Genomic DNA, 17,447 nt, shown 5'->3' with positions numbered 1-17,447 from the left:
CCGCGCGCATGCGTCCCGGTGGTCCGGCGGCCGACCGGCGCCCCCGGCTGCCGGTGGAGGCGTCGCCCCGGCAGCCGACCGCGCATTACGTGGGCTCCCGTCCGTCAAGGCACCCCGGGCATCCCAGCACCTCCATCCCCTCAGCCCTCTCCATCCCCTTCATCCCCTGGTCCCTCCCCAGGGCTGTCGTCTCCCCCGTTCGCCCTGCATGATGGTCGGCCGACGCCCGATGGGTTCCGGTCGATCCCGGAGACTCTGTCGGTGCGGTCCCGACACGTCCCATCCGATACGGAGTCATGCTCGTGCCCAGCAAGAAGGCCCTCGTCCGCCGCCCCGGCCCGCGTCTCGCCGAAGGGCTGGTGACGCACATCGAACGGGAGGAGGTCGACGCCGACCTCGCTGCCGAGCAGTGGGAGGCGTACGTGGAGGCCCTGCGCACGCACGGCTGGGAGACCATCGAGGTGGACCCGGCCGACGACTGCCCGGACTCGGTGTTCGTCGAGGACACGGTCGTGATGTACAAGAACGTGGCCTTGATCGCCCGCCCGGGCGCCGAGTCCCGGCGGGACGAGACCGCAGGCATCGAGGAGGCCGTGGCCGGTCTGGGCTGCTCGGTGAACTGGATCTGGGAGCCGGGCACGCTGGAGGGCGGAGACGTCCTGAAGATCGGCGACACCGTCTACGTGGGACGGGGCGGGCGCACCAACGCCGCCGGCGTCCAGCAGCTGCGCGCCGCGCTCGAGCCGCTCGGCGCGCGGGTCGTCGCCGTACCGGTGAGCAAGGTGCTGCACCTGAAGTCGGCGGTCACGGCGCTGCCGGACGGTACGGTCATCGGGCACATCCCGAAGATGGACACGCCGTCGCTGTTCGCGCGCTTCCTGCCGGTCCCGGAGGAGTCCGGGTCACATGTCGTCCTGCTCGGCGGCGACAAGCTGCTGATGGCGGCGAGCGCGCCGAAGACCGCGGAGCTGTTCGCCGACCTCGGGTACGAACCGGTCGTCGTGGACATCAGCGAGTTCGAGAAGCTCGAGGGATGTGTGACGTGCCTCTCGGTACGGCTGCGGGAGCTGTACGTCTGACCGGACGCGCCCACCCCCGTCCGCTCCCTCGACCTGCGGGGTCCGGGGAGCTGACACGCGTACGAGCGACCCCGCTGATCAGTGACCTTTACAGCACCCTTGACCTACGGCATCGTAACCTACGGATACGTAGCCTACGATGCCGTAGGTTTACCGCACATTGCTCGTACGCTTGTCCCCCTGGAGAGTCCATGACGATCACCACTCCCCACCTCGGCAGCCCGGCCGGCGCCTGGACCGACGCTCAGCTGCTGTACGCGCTGGAGGAAGTGGTCGAGAAGGAACTCAACCGGCATCTGAACGTCGCCAAGGACTGGATGCCGCACGAGTACGTGCCGTGGAGCGACGGCCGTAACTTCCCCGGCGTCTTCGAGGACGGCGAGGCCTGGGAGAAGGAGCAGTCCAAGGTCACCGAGATCGGCCGCATCGCGCTCGTCGTCAACCTTCTGACCGAGGACAATCTGCCCAGCTACCACCACGAGATCGCCTCGCTGTTCGGCCGCGACGGCGCCTGGGGCACCTGGGTGCACCGCTGGACCGCGGAGGAGGGCCGGCACGGCATCGTGATGCGCGACTACCTGCTCACCTCGCGCGCGGTGGACCCGGACAAGCTGGAGGAGTTCCGGATGTCCCACATGAGTGAGGGCTTCGAGTCGGACAACCGGCACTCGATGCTGCACTCGGTCGCCTACGTGGCCTTCCAGGAGCTCGCGACCCGCGTCTCGCACCGCAATACCGGCCACCAGTCCGGGGACCCGGTCTGCGACCGCATGCTGGCGCGCATCGCCACGGACGAGAACCTCCACATGGTCTTCTACCGGAACCTGCTGAAGGCGGCCTTCGAGCTGGCGCCCGACCTGACGATGCAGGCGGTGCGCGACGTCATCGTGAACTTCCGGATGCCCGGCCACGGCATGCCCGGCTTCGAGCGGGCCGCCGCGCAGATGGCGATCGGCGAGATCTACAACATGCGCATCCACCACGACGACGTGCTCCAGCCCGTGCTGCGCTTCCTGAAGATCATGGAGATCGACGGCCTCGGCCCCGAGGGCCGCAAGGCGCAGGAGGAGCTGGGTCTGTACATGGGCGGGCTGGACTCCGAGGCGTCGAAGTTCGACGAGAAGCTGGCCGCCCGCAAGGCCCGCATGGCGGCCCGCGCGGGCGCCTGACGGGAACCCGGGCCTCCCCCACGGCCTCCAAGCCCCGACCGCCACGCGCGGCCGGGGCCTCACGCGCTCCCCCCGGTTCCCGCCGGGCCGTCCCCGCCTGGAGGCCGTCACCGTGCGGCTACCGCGACACCCGCCGCAGCTCCAGCCGCTCCTTCTCCGACAGACCGCCCCAGACACCGAAGCGCTCGTCTTTGTCCATGGCGTACTCCAGGCACGCCGCGCGGATCGGACACATACCGCAGATCCGCTTCGCCTCCCGCACCGAACTGCCGGGCTCGGGAAAGAAGAAGTCCGCCCCGGTCTGCGCGCACAACGCTTCCTGCTGCCAGGCGAGTTCGGGCGACGTCATCGTGTGGATGTGCATGGCGAGAAGCGTCACCGCCGGTGAAAAACGTTCGATCAACGCCGGATCAACACGGCGTTCACGCACCCCGGCCCGCCTCGATGGTGACCCGCCGCACGGGCCGGCGCACGGCGGCGCGCGGGACAAGAGAAATGGCCCGGGGGAAGACGATGAGCCCCTCGACGAGAAAATTCATCCGCTTGGGTGAATCACATCCCGCACGCCCCGGCCCGGGCGGCTCCGGCCACGGTCCACGTCCCAGAACCCTCGCCGTCCGCCGCGCCTTGGCCGACCGGGATCCGCGCAAGTCGGCATCACTTCACGCATACGGATGAACGTGGCAGAAGTCGCGGACCCTCACAGGCCACCCCATTCTGATTGAGGTGTTGGGAAGCGGGCCGCCCGCCTTTCCGACAGCACCGTCTCGTGGTGCCTCCGAAGAGCCGCTCGTCCGGAAGCCGGACCCCCCGTGACCGGGGTCCCGCACGAAGGGAGAGTCGATGACGACCTCACTCAGCAGGAAGACCGCCACCGCCGCCGCCAGTGCCTGCGTGCTGTCCCTCGCATGGGCCGTACCCGCCTTCGCGGACGGGGGGCCCAGGGGAGCGGCAAGGCGTCCGTCTCCGTCTTTCACGGCGTCCCTGGCCTCACCGTCGACGTGTACGCCAACGGGAAGGAACTGATTCCCGACTTCAAGCCCGGCACCCTGACCGAACCCCAGTCCCTGGATCCGGGCACCTACGACATAGAGGTCTTCCCCGACGGCAAGGGCCCCGACGGCGACCCCGCCATCCAGAAGAGCGTCGATGTCCCGGCCGGGGCGAACGCCACGCTCGCCGCACACCTCGACGCGCAGGGCAACCCCACCCTCACCGCGTTCGTCAACGACACCTCCAAGGTCCCGGCCGGTCAGTCGCGGCTGACCGTCCGTCATGTGGCCGCGGCACCCGCCGTGGACGTCCGCGCGGGCGGCAAGCCGATCATCGAAGGCCTGACCAACCCGAACGAGAAGTCCCTGGTGGTGCCCGCCGGCAAGGTGAGCGCCGATGTGGTCCTGGCCGACACCGACACCGTGGCCATAGGCCCCGCCGACCTCGACCTCACCGAGGGCACCGGCACGATCGTCTACGCATGGGGCAGCGCCGAGGACAAGAACCTCGCACTGAAGACGCAGACCATCAGCGGCATGGACTCGGCGCCGCGCGGGGTGAAGGGCGGTGAGAGCGGCGCCATGGCCGCCGCCAACGAGTCCGCCACCGGCTGGCTCGCCTGGGGCACCGCCGGTGCCGTCGCGGTCGCCGGTCTGCTGGCCGCGCGCCGCCGGTACGCCCGGAGCCACTGACGGTCATGTGGCCCTCCCCCCAGGGCGGTCGGAGATCCGCGGCAGCCGCCGTGATCGCCGCCGCCCTGGCCGTGCTGCCGGTCTGCGCGCTGTGGCCGTCCGGAGCACCGGCGCCGTCCGGCTTCGGTGACCGGCCACGGGCCCACGAGCGTGCGGCTGGGTCATCCACCGCGAGCCGTGTCGGGCCGGGCGCTGCGGAGAACGCCCCCGGCCCGGCACCCGAGCCGACCGCGCTGCGCGTCCCACGGGTGGCTCTGGAAGCCCCGGTCCAGGGCGTCGGCGTCGAGGACGACGGCACGGTGGAGGTCCCCGGCGACGCCGGGCGGGCCGGCTGGTACCGCTACGGTCCCGCGCCGGGCGGCTCCGCCGGATCCGCCGTCCTCGTCGGCCACGTGGACGACCGCACCGGCGCCCTGGGTGCCTTCGCCAAGCTGTACGAGGTCCGCAAGGGCGACGACGTCCTCGTCGCCCGCAGGGACGCGCCCCCCGTGCAGTACCGGGTGACGGCCCGCGAGGTGGTCGGCAAGGACAGCCTCCCCGACGAGGTGTTCCGGCGCCACGGACGGCCGGTGCTGACCCTGGTCACCTGCGCGCCGCCGTACGACCGCGCCCGCGGCGGCTACCAGCGGAACCTGCTGGTGTACGCCGATCCCGCCCGGGAGCGCCGGTGAGGGCTCGCCCGATGAGGCTCTAAGCGGACGCCCGCCGCACCAGCGTCGTCGGCAGTACCACGCTCGACGGGGTCGCCCCCACGCCCTCCCGCGAGGCGTCCCGGTCGAGGCCGCGCAGCAGCAGGCGGGCCATCAGGCGGCCCATTTCCTCGATGTCCTGACGGACCGTCGTGAGCGGCGGGTCGGTCTGTTCCGCGACGGGCCGCATGTCGTCGAAGCCGATCACGGCCACGTCGTCGGGGACGCGGCGGCCGGACTCGCGCAGGACGCGCAGCGCACCGGAGGCCATGAGGTCGTTGGCGGCGAACACCGCGTCCACGTCCGGGCAGCGGTCGAGGAGTTCGCGCATCGCCCGCTCACCGCCGGCCGGGGTGAAGTCGGCCTCGGCGATCAGCCGCGGATCGGCGTCCACCATGACGTCCCGGTAGCCGTCGAGGCGGTCCGCGGCGGAGGTCTGGTCGAGGGGGCCGGTGATGTGCGCGATCCGGGTGCGGCCGAGTCCGGCCAGGTGGCGGACCGCGTCACGGGCACCGCCGCGGTTGTCGCTGTCGACGTAGACGACCGCGCGCCGGTCGCCGCTCCAGCCGGGCCGGCCGCCGAAGACGGTGGGGACACCGGCCCGCTGGATCAGCTCCGGCAGCGGGTCGTCGAGGTGCAGGGAGAAGACGAGGGCCCCGTCGACATGCCCGCCGGCGAGGTACCGGCCGACCCGGGCGTGGTCGTCCCGGCCCTCCGTGAGCAGCAGCACGAGCTGGTTGTCGTGGGCGGTGAGCTCCTTGCTGATGCCGCGCAGCTGGAGCGCGAAGAACGGGTCGGCGAAGACCCGGGTCTCCGGTTCGGCGACGACGACCGCGACCGCGTCGTGCCGCCGGGTCACCAGCGAGCGGGCGGCCTGGTTGGGCACGTACCCGAGCTCGTCCACGGCCTTGCGGACCCGCTCCACGAGGATGTCCCGCACTCCGTCCCCGCCGTTGACGACGCGGGACACGGTGGCCCGCGAGACCCCGGCCCGGGCGGCCACGGCCTCCAGGGTGGGACGCGGCGCTGTGTCGGTCACTTCGGGGCTCCTCACCTGCGGCTGCGGATCAGGATAGCCCGGGGCGCAGCGTGGTGAGAGCGCTCTCTCGTGCCTGGGCGAGCGTCCGCCCGTCAGTGCTCGTGGCCGCCGTCCGGCGGCTCCTGCCCGTGCTCGTGCGGGTCGTACCCCGGAATGGTCCCGTCCGGCTTCTTCACCAGGAACAGTCCGACCATCCCCATGTCGGAGTGGCTCTGGACGTGGCAGTGGTACATCCAGGCGCCGGCGCCGACCCCCTCCCCCGCGATCACCTGGAAGCCGAAGGAGTCGGCCGGGCCCGTGATCTTGTTGTCGATGACCTGGCTGGGGTCGTCGGGGCCGGTCAGCATGCCGGTGCGGTTGTCCGCCCAGCGGTGACCGTGCAGGTGGAAGGTGTGGTAGAACTCGCCGTGCGTGATCACGATGAACTCGACACGATCCCCCACCGTGGCCTCGAAGTGGGGCCCGGAGTGCGGCGGCCTGTTGTTGATGCGCATGTCGTTGAAGACGACCGTGTGCGTCCGGTCCGGCAGGACGTCGCCCTTGCGGCGGACGACGACCGGGCCGTAGAGGCCCTTCTGGAGCCCCTGCGTCCCGTGCTCCGTGCCGACGACGTGGTCGTGGTAGTGCCAGTAGCCCGCGCTTCCCGAACGCCAGGTGCCGTCCTTGCGACGGCCGGGGGCGTGGGTGCGCCAGGTGTAGGTGCGGGTGCCGCCGGGCTCGACATGACTGCGGTTCAGTTTCGTGCCGTCGCTGGTGATTTCGTAGTCCAGGCCGTGGACGTGCAGGGACACCGCCACGTCCATGGTGTTCTCGAACTCGACGTGCAGGGTGTCGCCCTCGTCGAGTTCGATCAGGGGGCCCGGGATGCTCGCCTTGCCCTTCTCCAGGCCGTAGCCCATCTGTCCGTCGGCCAGCTTCTCGGCGTACATCTTGATGCGCTTCACCTCGCCCCCGGCGGGCGCCGCCTTCGCCGGTCCGGCGGCGCTCACGGCCTCCGGCGCCACGGACAACGACGTCGCCACGGCCGCACCGCCCAGCAGGACCCGCCGGTTGAAGCTGCGTCTGTCCATGCGGAACTCCCCACTCTGGTAAGGCTTTTACGGAGACGTACCTGTGATGAGCCGGTGCGACGGTACCGGCCGCGCTCCCGTTTATCCACACTCAAGACAAAGTTGGGGCCATCCCGGTCATAGGTATTGGCGGGGCACGCAAAGGGGTTTAGCTTCCTTGGCGGTGTTGCCGTGGCCGAGGAGGTGCCCATGCACTTACGAGGGTTGAGCAAGAGAAGACGCGTCTGGGCGGCGTCCGTCGCCGCCGGGGCCGTGACCGCCGGGCTGCTGTCGGGCCCCGCCGCGAGCGCGCGCCCCTACCCCGAACCCCCGCTGACAACGATGTCGATCAAGTCGCCGCCGGGCGGCGCGAACGTACGGGTGCTGATCTTCCACGGTTCCGCGGCAGCCGGGGAGGAGTCACCGGTCGTGAACGCCGGGATCGAGGCCATCGAGGACATCGGCCTCTCGGGTCCGGCGAACCGCCGCTTCAAGGTGCAAGCCACCGATGACGCATCGGTGTTCACCGACGAGCCGAGGCTCGGCCGCTTCAACGCGATCGTGTTCCTGACCGGCGGGGGCGATGTCCTCGACGCGGAGCAGGAGGCGGGCCTGGAGGCCTACATGGAGGCCGGCGGCGGGTTCGTCGGCCTTCATGACGCGGCGCGCGCGGAGCCGTACTCGGACTGGTTCACCGGGCTGGTCGGTGCCCGTCCGGCCACGTCGAGCCCGACGGCCGTGCAGCGGGCGACCGTCGAGGTCGGCGACCGCGGGCATCCGGCCACCAGGAATCTGCCGGTGCAGTGGAAGCGCCCGGACCGGTGGCTGAACTGGGTGAAGAACCCGTCGGGCGACGTGCACACGGTGGCCCGGGTGCGCGAGTCGACGTACCAGCCGGGCACGGGTGCCAACGGCTGGGACCATCCGGTCAGCTGGTGCCGGGACTACGACGGCGGACGCTCCTTCTACACGGGCATGGGCGGGACGGTGTCGTCCTACGACGAGACCGACTTCCGCGATCATCTGCGCGGTGCGCTGATGTGGACGACGCGCCTGGAGCAGGCCGACTGCAAGGCGACCATCAACGCCCACTACGCGGCGGAGCGGCTGACCAAGCCCAACCAGCCCGGGCAGAACGACCAGATCGGCGAGCCGCACGGGATGGTCACCGCGCCGGACGGCCGGGTGTTCTACATCGGCCGGGGCGGTGCCGACTCCTCGCAGCCCGTGATCACGGACTGGAACAACCCCGGCATCGGCAAGGGCAAGGGCGAGATCCACGTCTACGATCCCGAGACCAAGCAGGTCACCCTGGCCGGTGCGCTCACCGTCTTCGGCAACAAGGGCGGCGGCGACGAACTGGTCAAGGTCGAGGAGGGACTGCTCGGCATCGAGCTGGACCCGGGGTTCGCGCAGAACGGCTGGGTGTATCTGCACTACACGCCGCACGCGCAGATCAACCGCGAGACGCGGATGGCCGAGCGGCGGGTCTCCCGGTTCACGCTCGACCGGGACACGGGCAAGCTGGACCTCGGCAGCGAGAAGGTGCTGCTGAAGTGGCCGGTGCAGATCCACAGCTGCTGCCACGCGGGCGGCGGAATGGCCTGGGACTCCAAGGGCAACCTGTACATCGCCACCGGGGACAACAACTCCAGCGGGTTCAGCGGCGGTTACTCGGGCAACAACCCGGAGCCGAACTACAAGGGCGTCTCCTTCGCGGACGCACGCCGCACCGCCGGCAACACCAACAACCTCAACGGCAAGATCCTGCGCATCCACCCGGAGCCGGACGGGACGTACACGCTCCCCGAGGGCAATCTCTTCACCGGGAAGGAGCCCGACGAGGGCGGCGGCAAGACCCGGGGCGAGATCTATGTGATGGGCGTCCGCAACCCGGCGCGCATCTCCGTCGACACGTCGACCGATGTGCTCTACGCGGGCTGGGTCGGCCCCGACGCGAGCGCGCCCTCGACGACCTGGGGTCCGGCCAAGTACGACACGTTCGCCGTCATCACCGAGGCGGGCAACCGCGGCTGGCCGTACTGCATGGGCAACAAGCAGCCCTACCGGGACCGCAATCTGCCGGACCCGTCCAAGCCGCTGGGCTGGTACGACTGCGACCACCCGAAGAACGAGTCGCCGAACAACGACGGCCTGGTCAACCTGCCGCCGGTCACCGGCAACAACATCTGGTACGCGCCGCAGGGCGGCGCTCCGGACTACCCCCGGGACGCGAACGGTGTCCCGTCGTACAAGCCGGAGGAGGCCACGTACCGGCTGCCCTGGCTGAAGGGCGGCGGCCAGGCGGCGATGAACGGGCCGGTCTACCGCTACGACACGGTCGCGGCCGACAGCGAGGTCAAGTGGCCGTCGTACTGGGACGGCAAGTGGTTCGTCGGTGACTTCTACGACGCCGACCAGCCGCGCAACGCGGTGCTCATGGACCCGAAGACGCAAGGAGACGGTGGTCTGCCGGTGCACTCGGAGTCGCTGAAGAAGATCGTGCCGGTCGGCAACGACGGCATCAAGAACCTCATGGACTGGAAGTTCGGTCCGGACGGCGCGCTGTACGTCCTCGACTACGGGCGCGGCTTCTTCACCTCGGACTCCAGGTCGGCGCTGTGGCGGGTCACCTACAAGGGCGGCGGGCCGACCCCGGCCGCCGGTCGGCTGGCGAGGGGGACCGAGTGATCCGGCAACGAGGAATCTGGGCCGCCCTGCTGGCAGCCCTGCTGATGCTGCTCGGGCTGCAGGCGCTGCCCGCGGCCTCCGAGCCGAAGGCACCGGCAGCCGAGCAGGTGCTGACCTGGACGGCCGGCAACGACATCGACACCTACCTCTCGGCGCCGAAGACGGCGGTCGCCGGGACGGCCACGATCGTCTTCGAGAACAGCGCGGCCACCGGCAACACCACGGGCATGCCGCACACGCTGACGTTCGTGACCAGCGATCCCGAGTTCAACGACGATGTGCAGCTCAACATCCTGGCCAACCCGAACGACGCCCAGGGCGGCAAGCACACCGCCCAGGTCACGCTCACGCCAGGCCGGTACTTCTACCACTGCACGATCCCCGGCCACGGTCGAATGCAGGGCATCCTCACGGTGACCGAGGGCACCGGCGAGGACACCACGGCGCCCGAGGCGTCGGCGCACGTGAGCGGCACGCAGAACACGCAGGGCGAGTACGTCGGCTCGGCGAGCGTGGCGCTGCACGCCACCGACGAGGGCGGCTCGGGCGTCGAGAGGATCGAGTACGCGGTCGGCGACGCGGGTGCCTGGCAGCCCTACACCGCGCCGGTCGTCGTCGACCAGGTCGGCAGCCACACGGTCCGCTACCGGGCGTTCGACAAGGCGGGGAACGTCTCCGCCGAGAAGAGCGCCGAGTTCACGGTCGTGGCGCCGCAGTCGGACGACACCACCGCGCCGGAGACCTCGGCGACGGTGAGCGGTGAACGTGACGCCGCCGGGGCGTACGTCGACATGGCGACGGTCACGGTCTCCGCCTCCGACACGGGGACCGGGGTCAACACGATCGAGTACGCGGTCGGTTCCGGCGCCTGGCAGCCCTACACCGCGCCCGTGATGGTGCACGAGGCGGGCACGCACACCGTCCGCTACCGCGCCACCGACAAGGCGGGCAATGTGGCGGCGGAGAAGAGCGTGCGGTTCACGGTGGTCGCGGCTCCGCCGCAGGACACCTCCCCGCCGGTGACGGGCGTGGCCGTGGACGGCACGAGGAACGCGAACGGGGCGTACGTCAACAGCGCCCGGGTGACGGTCACGGCGACCGACGAGCACGGGTCGGGCGTCGGGAAGATCGAGTACTCGCTGGACGGCGGTCCGTATCTGACGTACTCGGCGCCGGTGGTGGTCGACCGGGCGGGCGCCCACACCGTGGCGTACCGGGCGACGGACAAGGCGGGCAACACCGCCGCGGCGCGCACGGTGACCTTCACCGTCGTCTCCGGGCAGGTCCCGGCGCCGGACTGCCCGGAATACGACGAGCGGTTGACGGTGATCGTCGGCACGGTCGACTCGGGCGTGCGCAACCGGGTCACCGACAATCGCTGCCGGATCGGTGAGCTGATCGAGGACGAGAGGGAGTGGACGTCCCAGGCGCTGTTCCTCAAGCATGTGACGTCCGTGCTCGACGACCTGCTGAAGGAAGGCGTCGTCGACCAGCGGGAGTCCAGGGCGATCCGGAAGGCGGCCCGCGAGTCGGGTATCGGCATGCCGGGGCAGACCGAGGGCTACCGTGCGCTCTTCGACGGCACGGCGGAGTCCTTCGGCAAGTGGCAGCAGGTGGGGGGCGGTTCGTTCGGGCTGAACCCGGACGGGACGATCACCTCCGGCACCACGACACCGGGGATGGGCATGCTGTGGTTCCCGCAGCGCAAGTACGGCGACTTCTCGCTGAAGCTCCAGTGGCGTGACGACGCCCCGGGCACGGGCAACGCCAACTCCGGTGTGTTCGTGCGCTTCCCGTGGGTCCACGAGCACCCGGAGGAGTCCCGCCCGGAGTGGGTCGCCATCAAGTACGGGCACGAGGTGCAGGTGCTCGACCGGCCCGACGGCGACATGTACAAGACCGGCTCGGTCTACGGCTTCGACCGCGTGGGTCTGGCCGGCGCCGGCGTGACGCAGAAGGGCACCTGGAACGACTACGAGATCCGCGTGGAGGGCCAGCACTACTCGGTGCTCCGCAACGGTGTGCTGATCAACGAGTTCGACAACACCGGCGGCCAGGAGTTCAGCCCGCCCCGCTCGGACGACCCGGGCACGGACGGGCGGCGGTTCGCCTCCGGCTACATCGGGCTCCAGGTGCACGGCACGACGGATGTGGTCTCGTACCGGGACGTCCGGATCAAGGAGCTGTAGGAGGCTCCTTCTCCTTGCGGGCCCTGCTCGGCTGTACCCGTCTGGGTTCTCCCGGCATCTTCGGATACTCGGGCGGGTACGGCAGGTCCCCGAGCCCGTGGTCGTGTTCGTCGCGGCGGGCGAGGTCCAGCAGGGCTTCGAGGGAGTAGCGCTTCTCGTCCATGTCCGCGTGCACGTCGCCGAGTTCGGCGAAGCGCGCGGGCATGGTCGCGAGGTCGAAGTCGTGGGGGTGCGCGACGCCGACCTCGTCCCAGCGCAGCGGCGCGGAGACGGGGGCGTGCGGGCGAGGGCGTACGGAGTAGGCGGAGGCGATCGTGCGGTCGCGTGCCGTCTGGTTGTAGTCCAGGAAGATGCGCTCGCCCCGCTCCTCCTTCCACCACTTGATGGTCACCTGCTCGGGCATCCGCCGCTCCATCTCCCGGCCGACGGCGATGGCGGCACGGCGGACCTGGGTGAAGGTCCAGCGCGGTTCGATGGGCACGAAGACGTGCAGTCCCCGGCCGCCCGACGTCTTGGGGAAACCGCGCAGTCCGCCGAACTCGTCGAGCACCGCACGCAGTTCGTGGGCGGCGCGGGCGGCGTCGTCGTAGTCGGTGCCGGGCTGCGGGTCGAGGTCGATGCGGAGTTCGTCCGGATGGTCGACGTCGTCGCGGCGTACCGGCCAGGGGTGGAAGGTGAGGGTGCCGAACTGGGCGGCCCACACCACGGCACCGACCTCGGTGGGGCACATCTCGTCGGCGCTGCGGCCGCTGGGGAAGGTGATGTGCGCGGTCGGGATCCAGCCGGGCATGTTCTTCGGCGCGCGTTTCTGGAAGAAGTTCTCGCCGTTCATGCCCTCCGGGTAGCGCTCCAGGGTGGTGGGCCGGTCGCGCAGGGCGCGCAGGATGCCGGGGCCGACGGCGAGGTAGTAGCGGGCGAGGTCCAGCTTGGTGAAGCCGCGCTCCGGGAAGAACATCTTGTCCGGGCTGGACAGCCGTACGGTCCGTCCGCCCACCTCCAGTTCCACCGCGTCACCCATGCGAGCCACGGTAGGCGCAGCCCGCACACCTCGCATATCGGGCGCCACGCGGCGTATCAGAGCAGAATCGAGCCATGGATCTGCCGGTGATGCCCCCCGTCCTGCCGATGCTCGCCAAGTCGGTCGCGGCGATCCCCGCGGGCATGCAGTATGAGGCCAAGTGGGACGGGTTCCGGGCGATCGTGTTCCGCGACGGGGACGAGGTCGAGCTGGGCAGTCGTACCGGGAAGCCTCTGACCAGGTACTTCCCCGAGCTGGTGACGGCCGTGCGGGAGCGGTTGCCGGAGCGCTGCGTGGTGGACGGGGAGATCGTGATCGCGCGGGAGGGGCATCTGGACTTCGACGCGCTGACGGAGCGGATCCACCCGGCGGACTCGCGGGTGCGGATGCTGGCCGAGCGGACACCGGCCTCGCTCGTCGTGTTCGATGTGCTGGCGCTGGGCGACGATTCGCTGGTGGAGGTCCCGCTGACCGAGCGGCGGGGGCGGCTGACCGGGGCGCTGTCCGGGGTGAGGGCGCCTGTGCACCTGGCGCCGGCGACCACCGACATCGAGGTGGCGCGGCGGTGGTTCGAGGAGTACGAGGGGGCCGGTCTCGACGGTGTCATCGCCAAGCCGCTGACCGTGCGCTACCGGCCTGACCAGCGCGCCATGTTCAAGATCAAGCACGAGCGGACGGCGGACGTCGTGGTCGCCGGGTACCGGCTGCACAAGAGCGGCCCGGTCGTCGGTTCGCTGCTGCTCGGCCTGTACGACGATCACGGGGCCCTCCAGCACGTGGGTGTCTCCGCGGCCTTCACGATGAAGCGGCGCGCCGAGCTGGTGGAGGAGCTGGAGCCGCTGCGCCTGGACGACGTGACGGGGCATCCGTGGGCGGCCTGGTCCGAGGAGGCCGCGCACGAGAAGGCCCGGCTGCCGGGGGCGCCGAGCCGCTGGTCGGGCCGCAAGGATCTGTCCTGGGTGCCGCTGAGGCCGGACCGGGTGGCCGAGGTGGCGTACGACCACATGGAGAACGGGCAGCGCTTCCGGCACACGGCCCGTTTCCGCCGCTGGCGCCCGGACCGGGCTCCCGAGAGCTGCACGTACGCACAGCTGGAGGAGCCGGTCCGCTACGACCTGGCGGAGATCCTCGGCGTCTAGTGCCGCATCGGGCAACGTTGGCCCCGTTGTGACCCGTTGCTTGGTTGGATCATCCGCAGAGGGCACCGGTTCGGCGACGCCACGGGCCGTGTGGGCCCCCGCGATCGGGGGAATCCCCCACGTGGTCGGTCCGCCGCCACCGGGAGGAGAAGCCGATGAGTCCCACACGTCCGAGACCCGCCTGGGCGAGACCGGCGACGCGCGCCGTCGGACGTGCCGGGGGATGGCTGCTCGCCGTGGGCCTGGCAGCCCTGTTCGCTGCAACAGGCATCTATCTCGGTGTCACCGGTACAGAAAAGGCGAAACAAGCTGTGCGGCTTTCCCAGCACGGCAGGACTGTCGCCGGAACGGTCGTCGACCGGCATACGGAATTCACTCCCGGACCGCAAGGGGGCACCTCGCATGAGATGACGGTCACGTACACCGCGGGCGACGGGAATCGGTACAGAATCACCGGAACCGGCCGTGACCCGATCGGAAGCTCCGTCCCTGTGACCTACGACCCGGCCGCACCGGACCATGCGACTCTGTCGCTGCCATGGACATGGTTCGGTGCCGCCGCCCGCATCGCCGTGGCCCTCGCCGCGACCCTGGTGATGCCGGTGCTCATCGTCGTGAACGCGAAGGAGATGATGGACTCCTGAACCGGTGCCGCATCAGGCGGCGTTTGCCCGTTGTGCCTCGCCCGGTTCAGGGCTGCATCAGGACCTTGACCGCGCCGTCCTGCTTGCGCTGGAACATCTCGTACGCGTGCGGGGCCTCCGACAGCGGCACATGGTGGGTGGCGAAGTCGTCCACGCCGAGGGGGTCCTCGTCGGTCAGGTACGGGATGATGTCGTCGCTCCAGCGGCGGACGTTGGCCTGGCCCATCCGCATCTGGATCTGCTTGTCGAACAGGGTGAGCAGCGGCAGCGGGTCGGCCATGCCGCCGTAGACGCCGGACAGCGAGATGGTGCCGCCGCGGCGCACCAATTCGATGGCGGTGTGGAGCGCGGCGAGGCGGTCGACGCTGAAGCGCTCGGCGATCGGGCCGCCGAGCTTGCGGGGCAGGATCGCCGCGGCGTTCTGCACCATGCGCGCGGCCGCGCTGCCGTGGGCCTCGGTGCCGACGGCGTCGATCACGGCGTCGGGGCCGCGGCCGTCGGTCTGGTCGCGGATCGCTTCGACGAGTTCCTTCTCGTCGTCGAAGGACCTCAGGTCGAAGGTCTCCACGCCCCGTGCCTTCGCCCTGCGCAGCCGCTCGGGCACCAGGTCGACGCCGAAGACCCGGCCGGCACCCTGTACCTGGGCGACTCGGCAGGCCATGTCGCCGATGGGGCCGAGGCCGAGCACGGCGACGCTGCCGCCCTGCGGGACGTCGGCGTAGGCGACCGCCTGCCAGGCGGTGGGCAGGACGTCGGAGAGGTAGACGAAACGGTCGTCGGGCGGCCCCTCGGGGACCTTGATCGGGCCGAACTGTGCCTGCGGAACCCGCAGGTATTCGGCCTGTGCGCCCGGCACCGCGCCGTACAGGCGGGTGTAGCCGAACAGGGCGGCACCCATGCCCTCGCCCTGCACCTGGGTGGTCTCGCACTGGGTGGGCAGGCCGGTCAGGCACATCCAGCAGTTGCCGCAGGCGATCTGGAACGGCACCACGACCCGGTCCCCCACCTGCAGGTCCGGTACGCCGGCGCCGACCTCCTCGACGATGCCCATGGGTTCATGGCCGAGGATGTCGCCCGGGGTCATGAACGGGGTGAGCACTTCGTACAGGTGCAGGTCGGAGCCGCACAGCCCGGTGGAGGTGATGCGGATGACCGCGTCCGTCGGCTCCTGGATCGTCGGATCGGGCACGTTCTCCACCCGCACGTCCCGCTTGCCCTGCCAGGTGACTGCCCTCATCGCCTCGCGCTCCCTCCGTCAGCGTGCGCGTCGGTCGTACGGCCACGTCCGGGTACCCGGACGCCCCGCGCTGAACCTTGAGCCGATCGACGGACACAGCGGAGACACTTCCCCACCAAGAACGATCGACTATGGCCATAGATGTTCAGATAAGCGCACAATCGAGGCAGATCGATGACATGAGGCGCGATGGCGACGGTGGGCATGGGACGAGGGACGCGCGGACGACGCGCCGCGACGACGGCGGCGCTGCTGACCGTCACGGTGACGGCCGCCCTGGCAGCGGGATGCACGAGCGGGGGCGGGCCCGGCGACGACGGACGGGGATCACCGAAGGACTCGAAGCAGGGGACATCACCCTCGGCGAACGGCCCCTCCCCTCTCGCCGTAAAGATCGACAACGCGGCCCGGGCCCGTCCGCACACGGGCGTCGACGCCGCCGACGTGGTCTACGCGGAGCAGGTCGAGGGCGGGCTGAGCCGGCTGATGGCGGTGTACGCGACCCGGCTGCCGAAGACGGTCGGTCCGGTGCGCAGCGCACGCGAGTCGGATCTGGAACTGCTGCGCCAGTTCGACCGGCCGACTCTCGCCTTCTCCGGCGCGCAGAAGAAGCTCCTGCCGCTGATCGACGAGGCGCCGCTGCGGGCGCAGACGCCGGACAACGCCGCCGACGCCTACTTCCGCGGCTCCGGCAAGCCCGCCCCGCACAACCTCTACCTGCGCCCCGAGCGGATCGTGCCCGAGGCTCCGGGCCAGGCCGCCCTGACCACCGGTTTCCGCTACGGACCGGCACCCGCGGGCGGCACGGCGACGGACTCCCGGACGGTGCGCTACCCGGCGGCCCGTTTCACCTTCACCTGGTCCGACTCCCGCGACCGCTGGCTGGTCGGCATGGACGGCACACCCACGACCACGGCCGGCGCCGAGCGGATGGCGGCCGCGACGGTCGTCGTGCAGTACGTGAAGATGCGCGAGTCCGCCTTCCGGGACTTCCTCGGCAACAACACGCCGTACACCGAGACGGTCGGCTCCGGGAAGGCGACGGTGCTGCGCGACGGGCGGGCCTGGGACGTGAACTGGGAGCGGGAGAAGGCCGCGGACGGCACCTCGTTCACCACCGGCGACGGCACCCCGGTGAACTTCGCGAAGGGCCAGGTGTGGGTGGTGTTCGCCAAGGCGTCCTGACCGGCCCGCCCGGCCCGCGTCCGTCAGCGGGGCGTCACCAGGGGCTCCTCGGGATTGCGGAGCCCCTCGGCCGCGTCCGCGACCCGCCGGATCAGGTCGAAGAACACCGTCCGCTCGTCGGCGGTCAGCGGGGCGAGGAACACCTGGTTCATCCGGGCGGTGCGCACGGTCAGCTTGCGATGCGTGCGCGCCCCCTCGTCCGTGAGGCGCAGCAGGGAGCGGCGGCCGTCCTGGGGATCACGGACCTTGTCGAGCAGCCCGCGCCGGCTGAGCCGGCTGATCACCTCGGCGATGGTGGACCGGTCGAGCCCCACCCGCTCCCCCACCGTGCGCTGGTCCAGGCCGGGCTCGGCGACGAGCGCGTTGAGGACCGCGAACTGGGGCGAGGTGATCTCCTCGGAGACCATCGCGTTCCACAGCAGGTAGTGGGCCTGCTGGAGCCGCCGGGCCAGGTGCCCGGGGTGGGTGGTGAGGTCCGCGGCCGCCATGTGCACCCCTCGATCTTTTTCGTCGGTGCACTGAACAATACTCAACGCGCAGGGCGCTGTCTGCCGCGTGAGCAAAGGATGGTCAGCGTATCTGCCGAGGTATTGACGCCCCACTGTCCCGATGGCAGCGTGAAGGGCAGCTCGAG

Annotated in this window: 14 protein-coding genes and 1 pseudogene; 9 read left to right on the top strand and 6 right to left on the bottom strand. The window is 70.6% G+C overall.

What is annotated here, in order from left to right:
• The first annotated feature begins 302 nt into the window (after positions 1-302).
• Entirely contained in the window at positions 303-1,079 is a 777-nt protein-coding gene (ddaH, locus tag ACFU3E_RS29330) for a dimethylargininase (RefSeq protein WP_384164676.1), read from the top strand.
• Positions 1,080-1,270: 191 nt separating this feature from the next.
• The gene (locus tag ACFU3E_RS29325; protein WP_384164673.1) at positions 1,271-2,248 is read left to right on the top strand and encodes an acyl-ACP desaturase; all 978 of its coding nucleotides are present in this window, start codon (positions 1,271-1,273) and stop codon (positions 2,246-2,248) included.
• 118 nt (positions 2,249-2,366) lie between these two features.
• On the opposite strand, the gene ACFU3E_RS29320 is transcribed toward ACFU3E_RS29325, so the two are convergent.
• A complete protein-coding gene (locus tag ACFU3E_RS29320) occupies positions 2,367-2,612 on the bottom strand; it encodes a WhiB family transcriptional regulator (RefSeq protein ID WP_384164745.1) in 246 nt (81 codons plus the stop codon).
• A gap of 479 nt (positions 2,613-3,091) precedes the next feature.
• Between ACFU3E_RS29320 and ACFU3E_RS29315 the strand changes: the two are divergent.
• A pseudogene (locus ACFU3E_RS29315) lies at positions 3,092-3,933 on the top strand (DUF4397 domain-containing protein).
• 5 nt (positions 3,934-3,938) lie between these two features.
• On the top strand, positions 3,939-4,604 hold the full coding sequence (locus ACFU3E_RS29310; RefSeq protein ID WP_384164667.1) for a class F sortase: 666 nt from the start codon (positions 3,939-3,941) through the stop codon (positions 4,602-4,604).
• Between the two features lie 19 nt (positions 4,605-4,623).
• Here the strand turns inward: ACFU3E_RS29310 and ACFU3E_RS29305 are convergent, their stop codons facing one another.
• Complete coding sequence (locus ACFU3E_RS29305; protein WP_384164664.1) at positions 4,624-5,661, bottom strand: LacI family DNA-binding transcriptional regulator; 1,038 nt, start codon at positions 5,659-5,661, stop codon at positions 4,624-4,626.
• A gap of 92 nt (positions 5,662-5,753) precedes the next feature.
• Positions 5,754-6,731 (bottom strand): multicopper oxidase domain-containing protein, encoded by a 978-nt coding sequence (locus tag ACFU3E_RS29300; RefSeq protein ID WP_384164661.1) that lies wholly within the window; start codon positions 6,729-6,731, stop codon positions 5,754-5,756.
• A gap of 189 nt (positions 6,732-6,920) precedes the next feature.
• On the opposite strand from ACFU3E_RS29300, the gene ACFU3E_RS29295 reads away from it, so the two are divergent.
• Together ACFU3E_RS29295 and ACFU3E_RS29290 are read left to right on the top strand one after the other, a co-directional pair.
• Positions 6,921-9,401 carry a ThuA domain-containing protein gene (locus ACFU3E_RS29295; RefSeq protein ID WP_384164658.1) on the top strand — a complete coding sequence of 827 codons (2,481 nt, stop codon included), beginning with the start codon at positions 6,921-6,923 and terminating at the stop codon, positions 9,399-9,401.
• Positions 9,402-9,445: 44 nt separating this feature from the next.
• Complete coding sequence (locus ACFU3E_RS29290) at positions 9,446-11,590, top strand: OmpL47-type beta-barrel domain-containing protein (RefSeq protein ID WP_384164742.1); 2,145 nt, start codon at positions 9,446-9,448, stop codon at positions 11,588-11,590.
• Here the strand turns inward: ACFU3E_RS29290 and ligD are convergent.
• Positions 11,577-12,608 (bottom strand): non-homologous end-joining DNA ligase, encoded by a 1,032-nt coding sequence (gene ligD / locus ACFU3E_RS29285; protein WP_384164655.1) that lies wholly within the window; start codon positions 12,606-12,608, stop codon positions 11,577-11,579. The two genes, ACFU3E_RS29290 and ligD, sit on opposite strands and share 14 nt — an antisense overlap.
• Before the next feature lie 74 nt (positions 12,609-12,682).
• Here ligD and ACFU3E_RS29280 point away from each other — a divergent pair, with 74 nt between their 5' ends.
• Together ACFU3E_RS29280 and ACFU3E_RS29275 are read left to right on the top strand one after the other, a co-directional pair.
• Entirely contained in the window at positions 12,683-13,747 is a 1,065-nt protein-coding gene (locus ACFU3E_RS29280; RefSeq protein WP_384164652.1) for an ATP-dependent DNA ligase, read from the top strand.
• Positions 13,748-13,983: 236 nt separating this feature from the next.
• Positions 13,984-14,391, top strand: a complete 408-nt coding sequence (locus tag ACFU3E_RS29275; RefSeq protein WP_384164649.1) for a DUF3592 domain-containing protein — start codon at positions 13,984-13,986, stop codon at positions 14,389-14,391.
• A gap of 46 nt (positions 14,392-14,437) precedes the next feature.
• Here ACFU3E_RS29275 and ACFU3E_RS29270 read toward each other — a convergent pair whose 3' ends face one another.
• Positions 14,438-15,628, bottom strand: a complete 1,191-nt coding sequence (locus ACFU3E_RS29270) for a zinc-dependent alcohol dehydrogenase (RefSeq protein ID WP_384164646.1) — start codon at positions 15,626-15,628, stop codon at positions 14,438-14,440.
• 204 nt (positions 15,629-15,832) lie between these two features.
• Here ACFU3E_RS29270 and ACFU3E_RS29265 point away from each other — a divergent pair, with 204 nt between their 5' ends.
• Positions 15,833-16,813 carry a DUF3048 domain-containing protein gene (locus tag ACFU3E_RS29265; RefSeq protein ID WP_384164739.1) on the top strand — a complete coding sequence of 327 codons (981 nt, stop codon included), beginning with the start codon at positions 15,833-15,835 and terminating at the stop codon, positions 16,811-16,813.
• A 23-nt stretch (positions 16,814-16,836) separates the two neighbouring features.
• On the opposite strand, the gene ACFU3E_RS29260 is transcribed toward ACFU3E_RS29265, so the two are convergent.
• Positions 16,837-17,301, bottom strand: a complete 465-nt coding sequence (locus ACFU3E_RS29260) for a MarR family winged helix-turn-helix transcriptional regulator (protein WP_384164643.1) — start codon at positions 17,299-17,301, stop codon at positions 16,837-16,839.
• Between the last annotated feature and the right edge of the window lie 146 nt (positions 17,302-17,447).

The sequence above is a fragment of the Streptomyces sp. NPDC057424 genome (assembly GCF_042803315.1).
Classification (GTDB): Bacteria; Actinomycetota; Actinomycetes; order Streptomycetales; family Streptomycetaceae; genus Streptomyces.
Note: the sequence above shows the minus strand (reverse complement) of the source record. Positions and strands in the feature narration are given on the sequence as shown.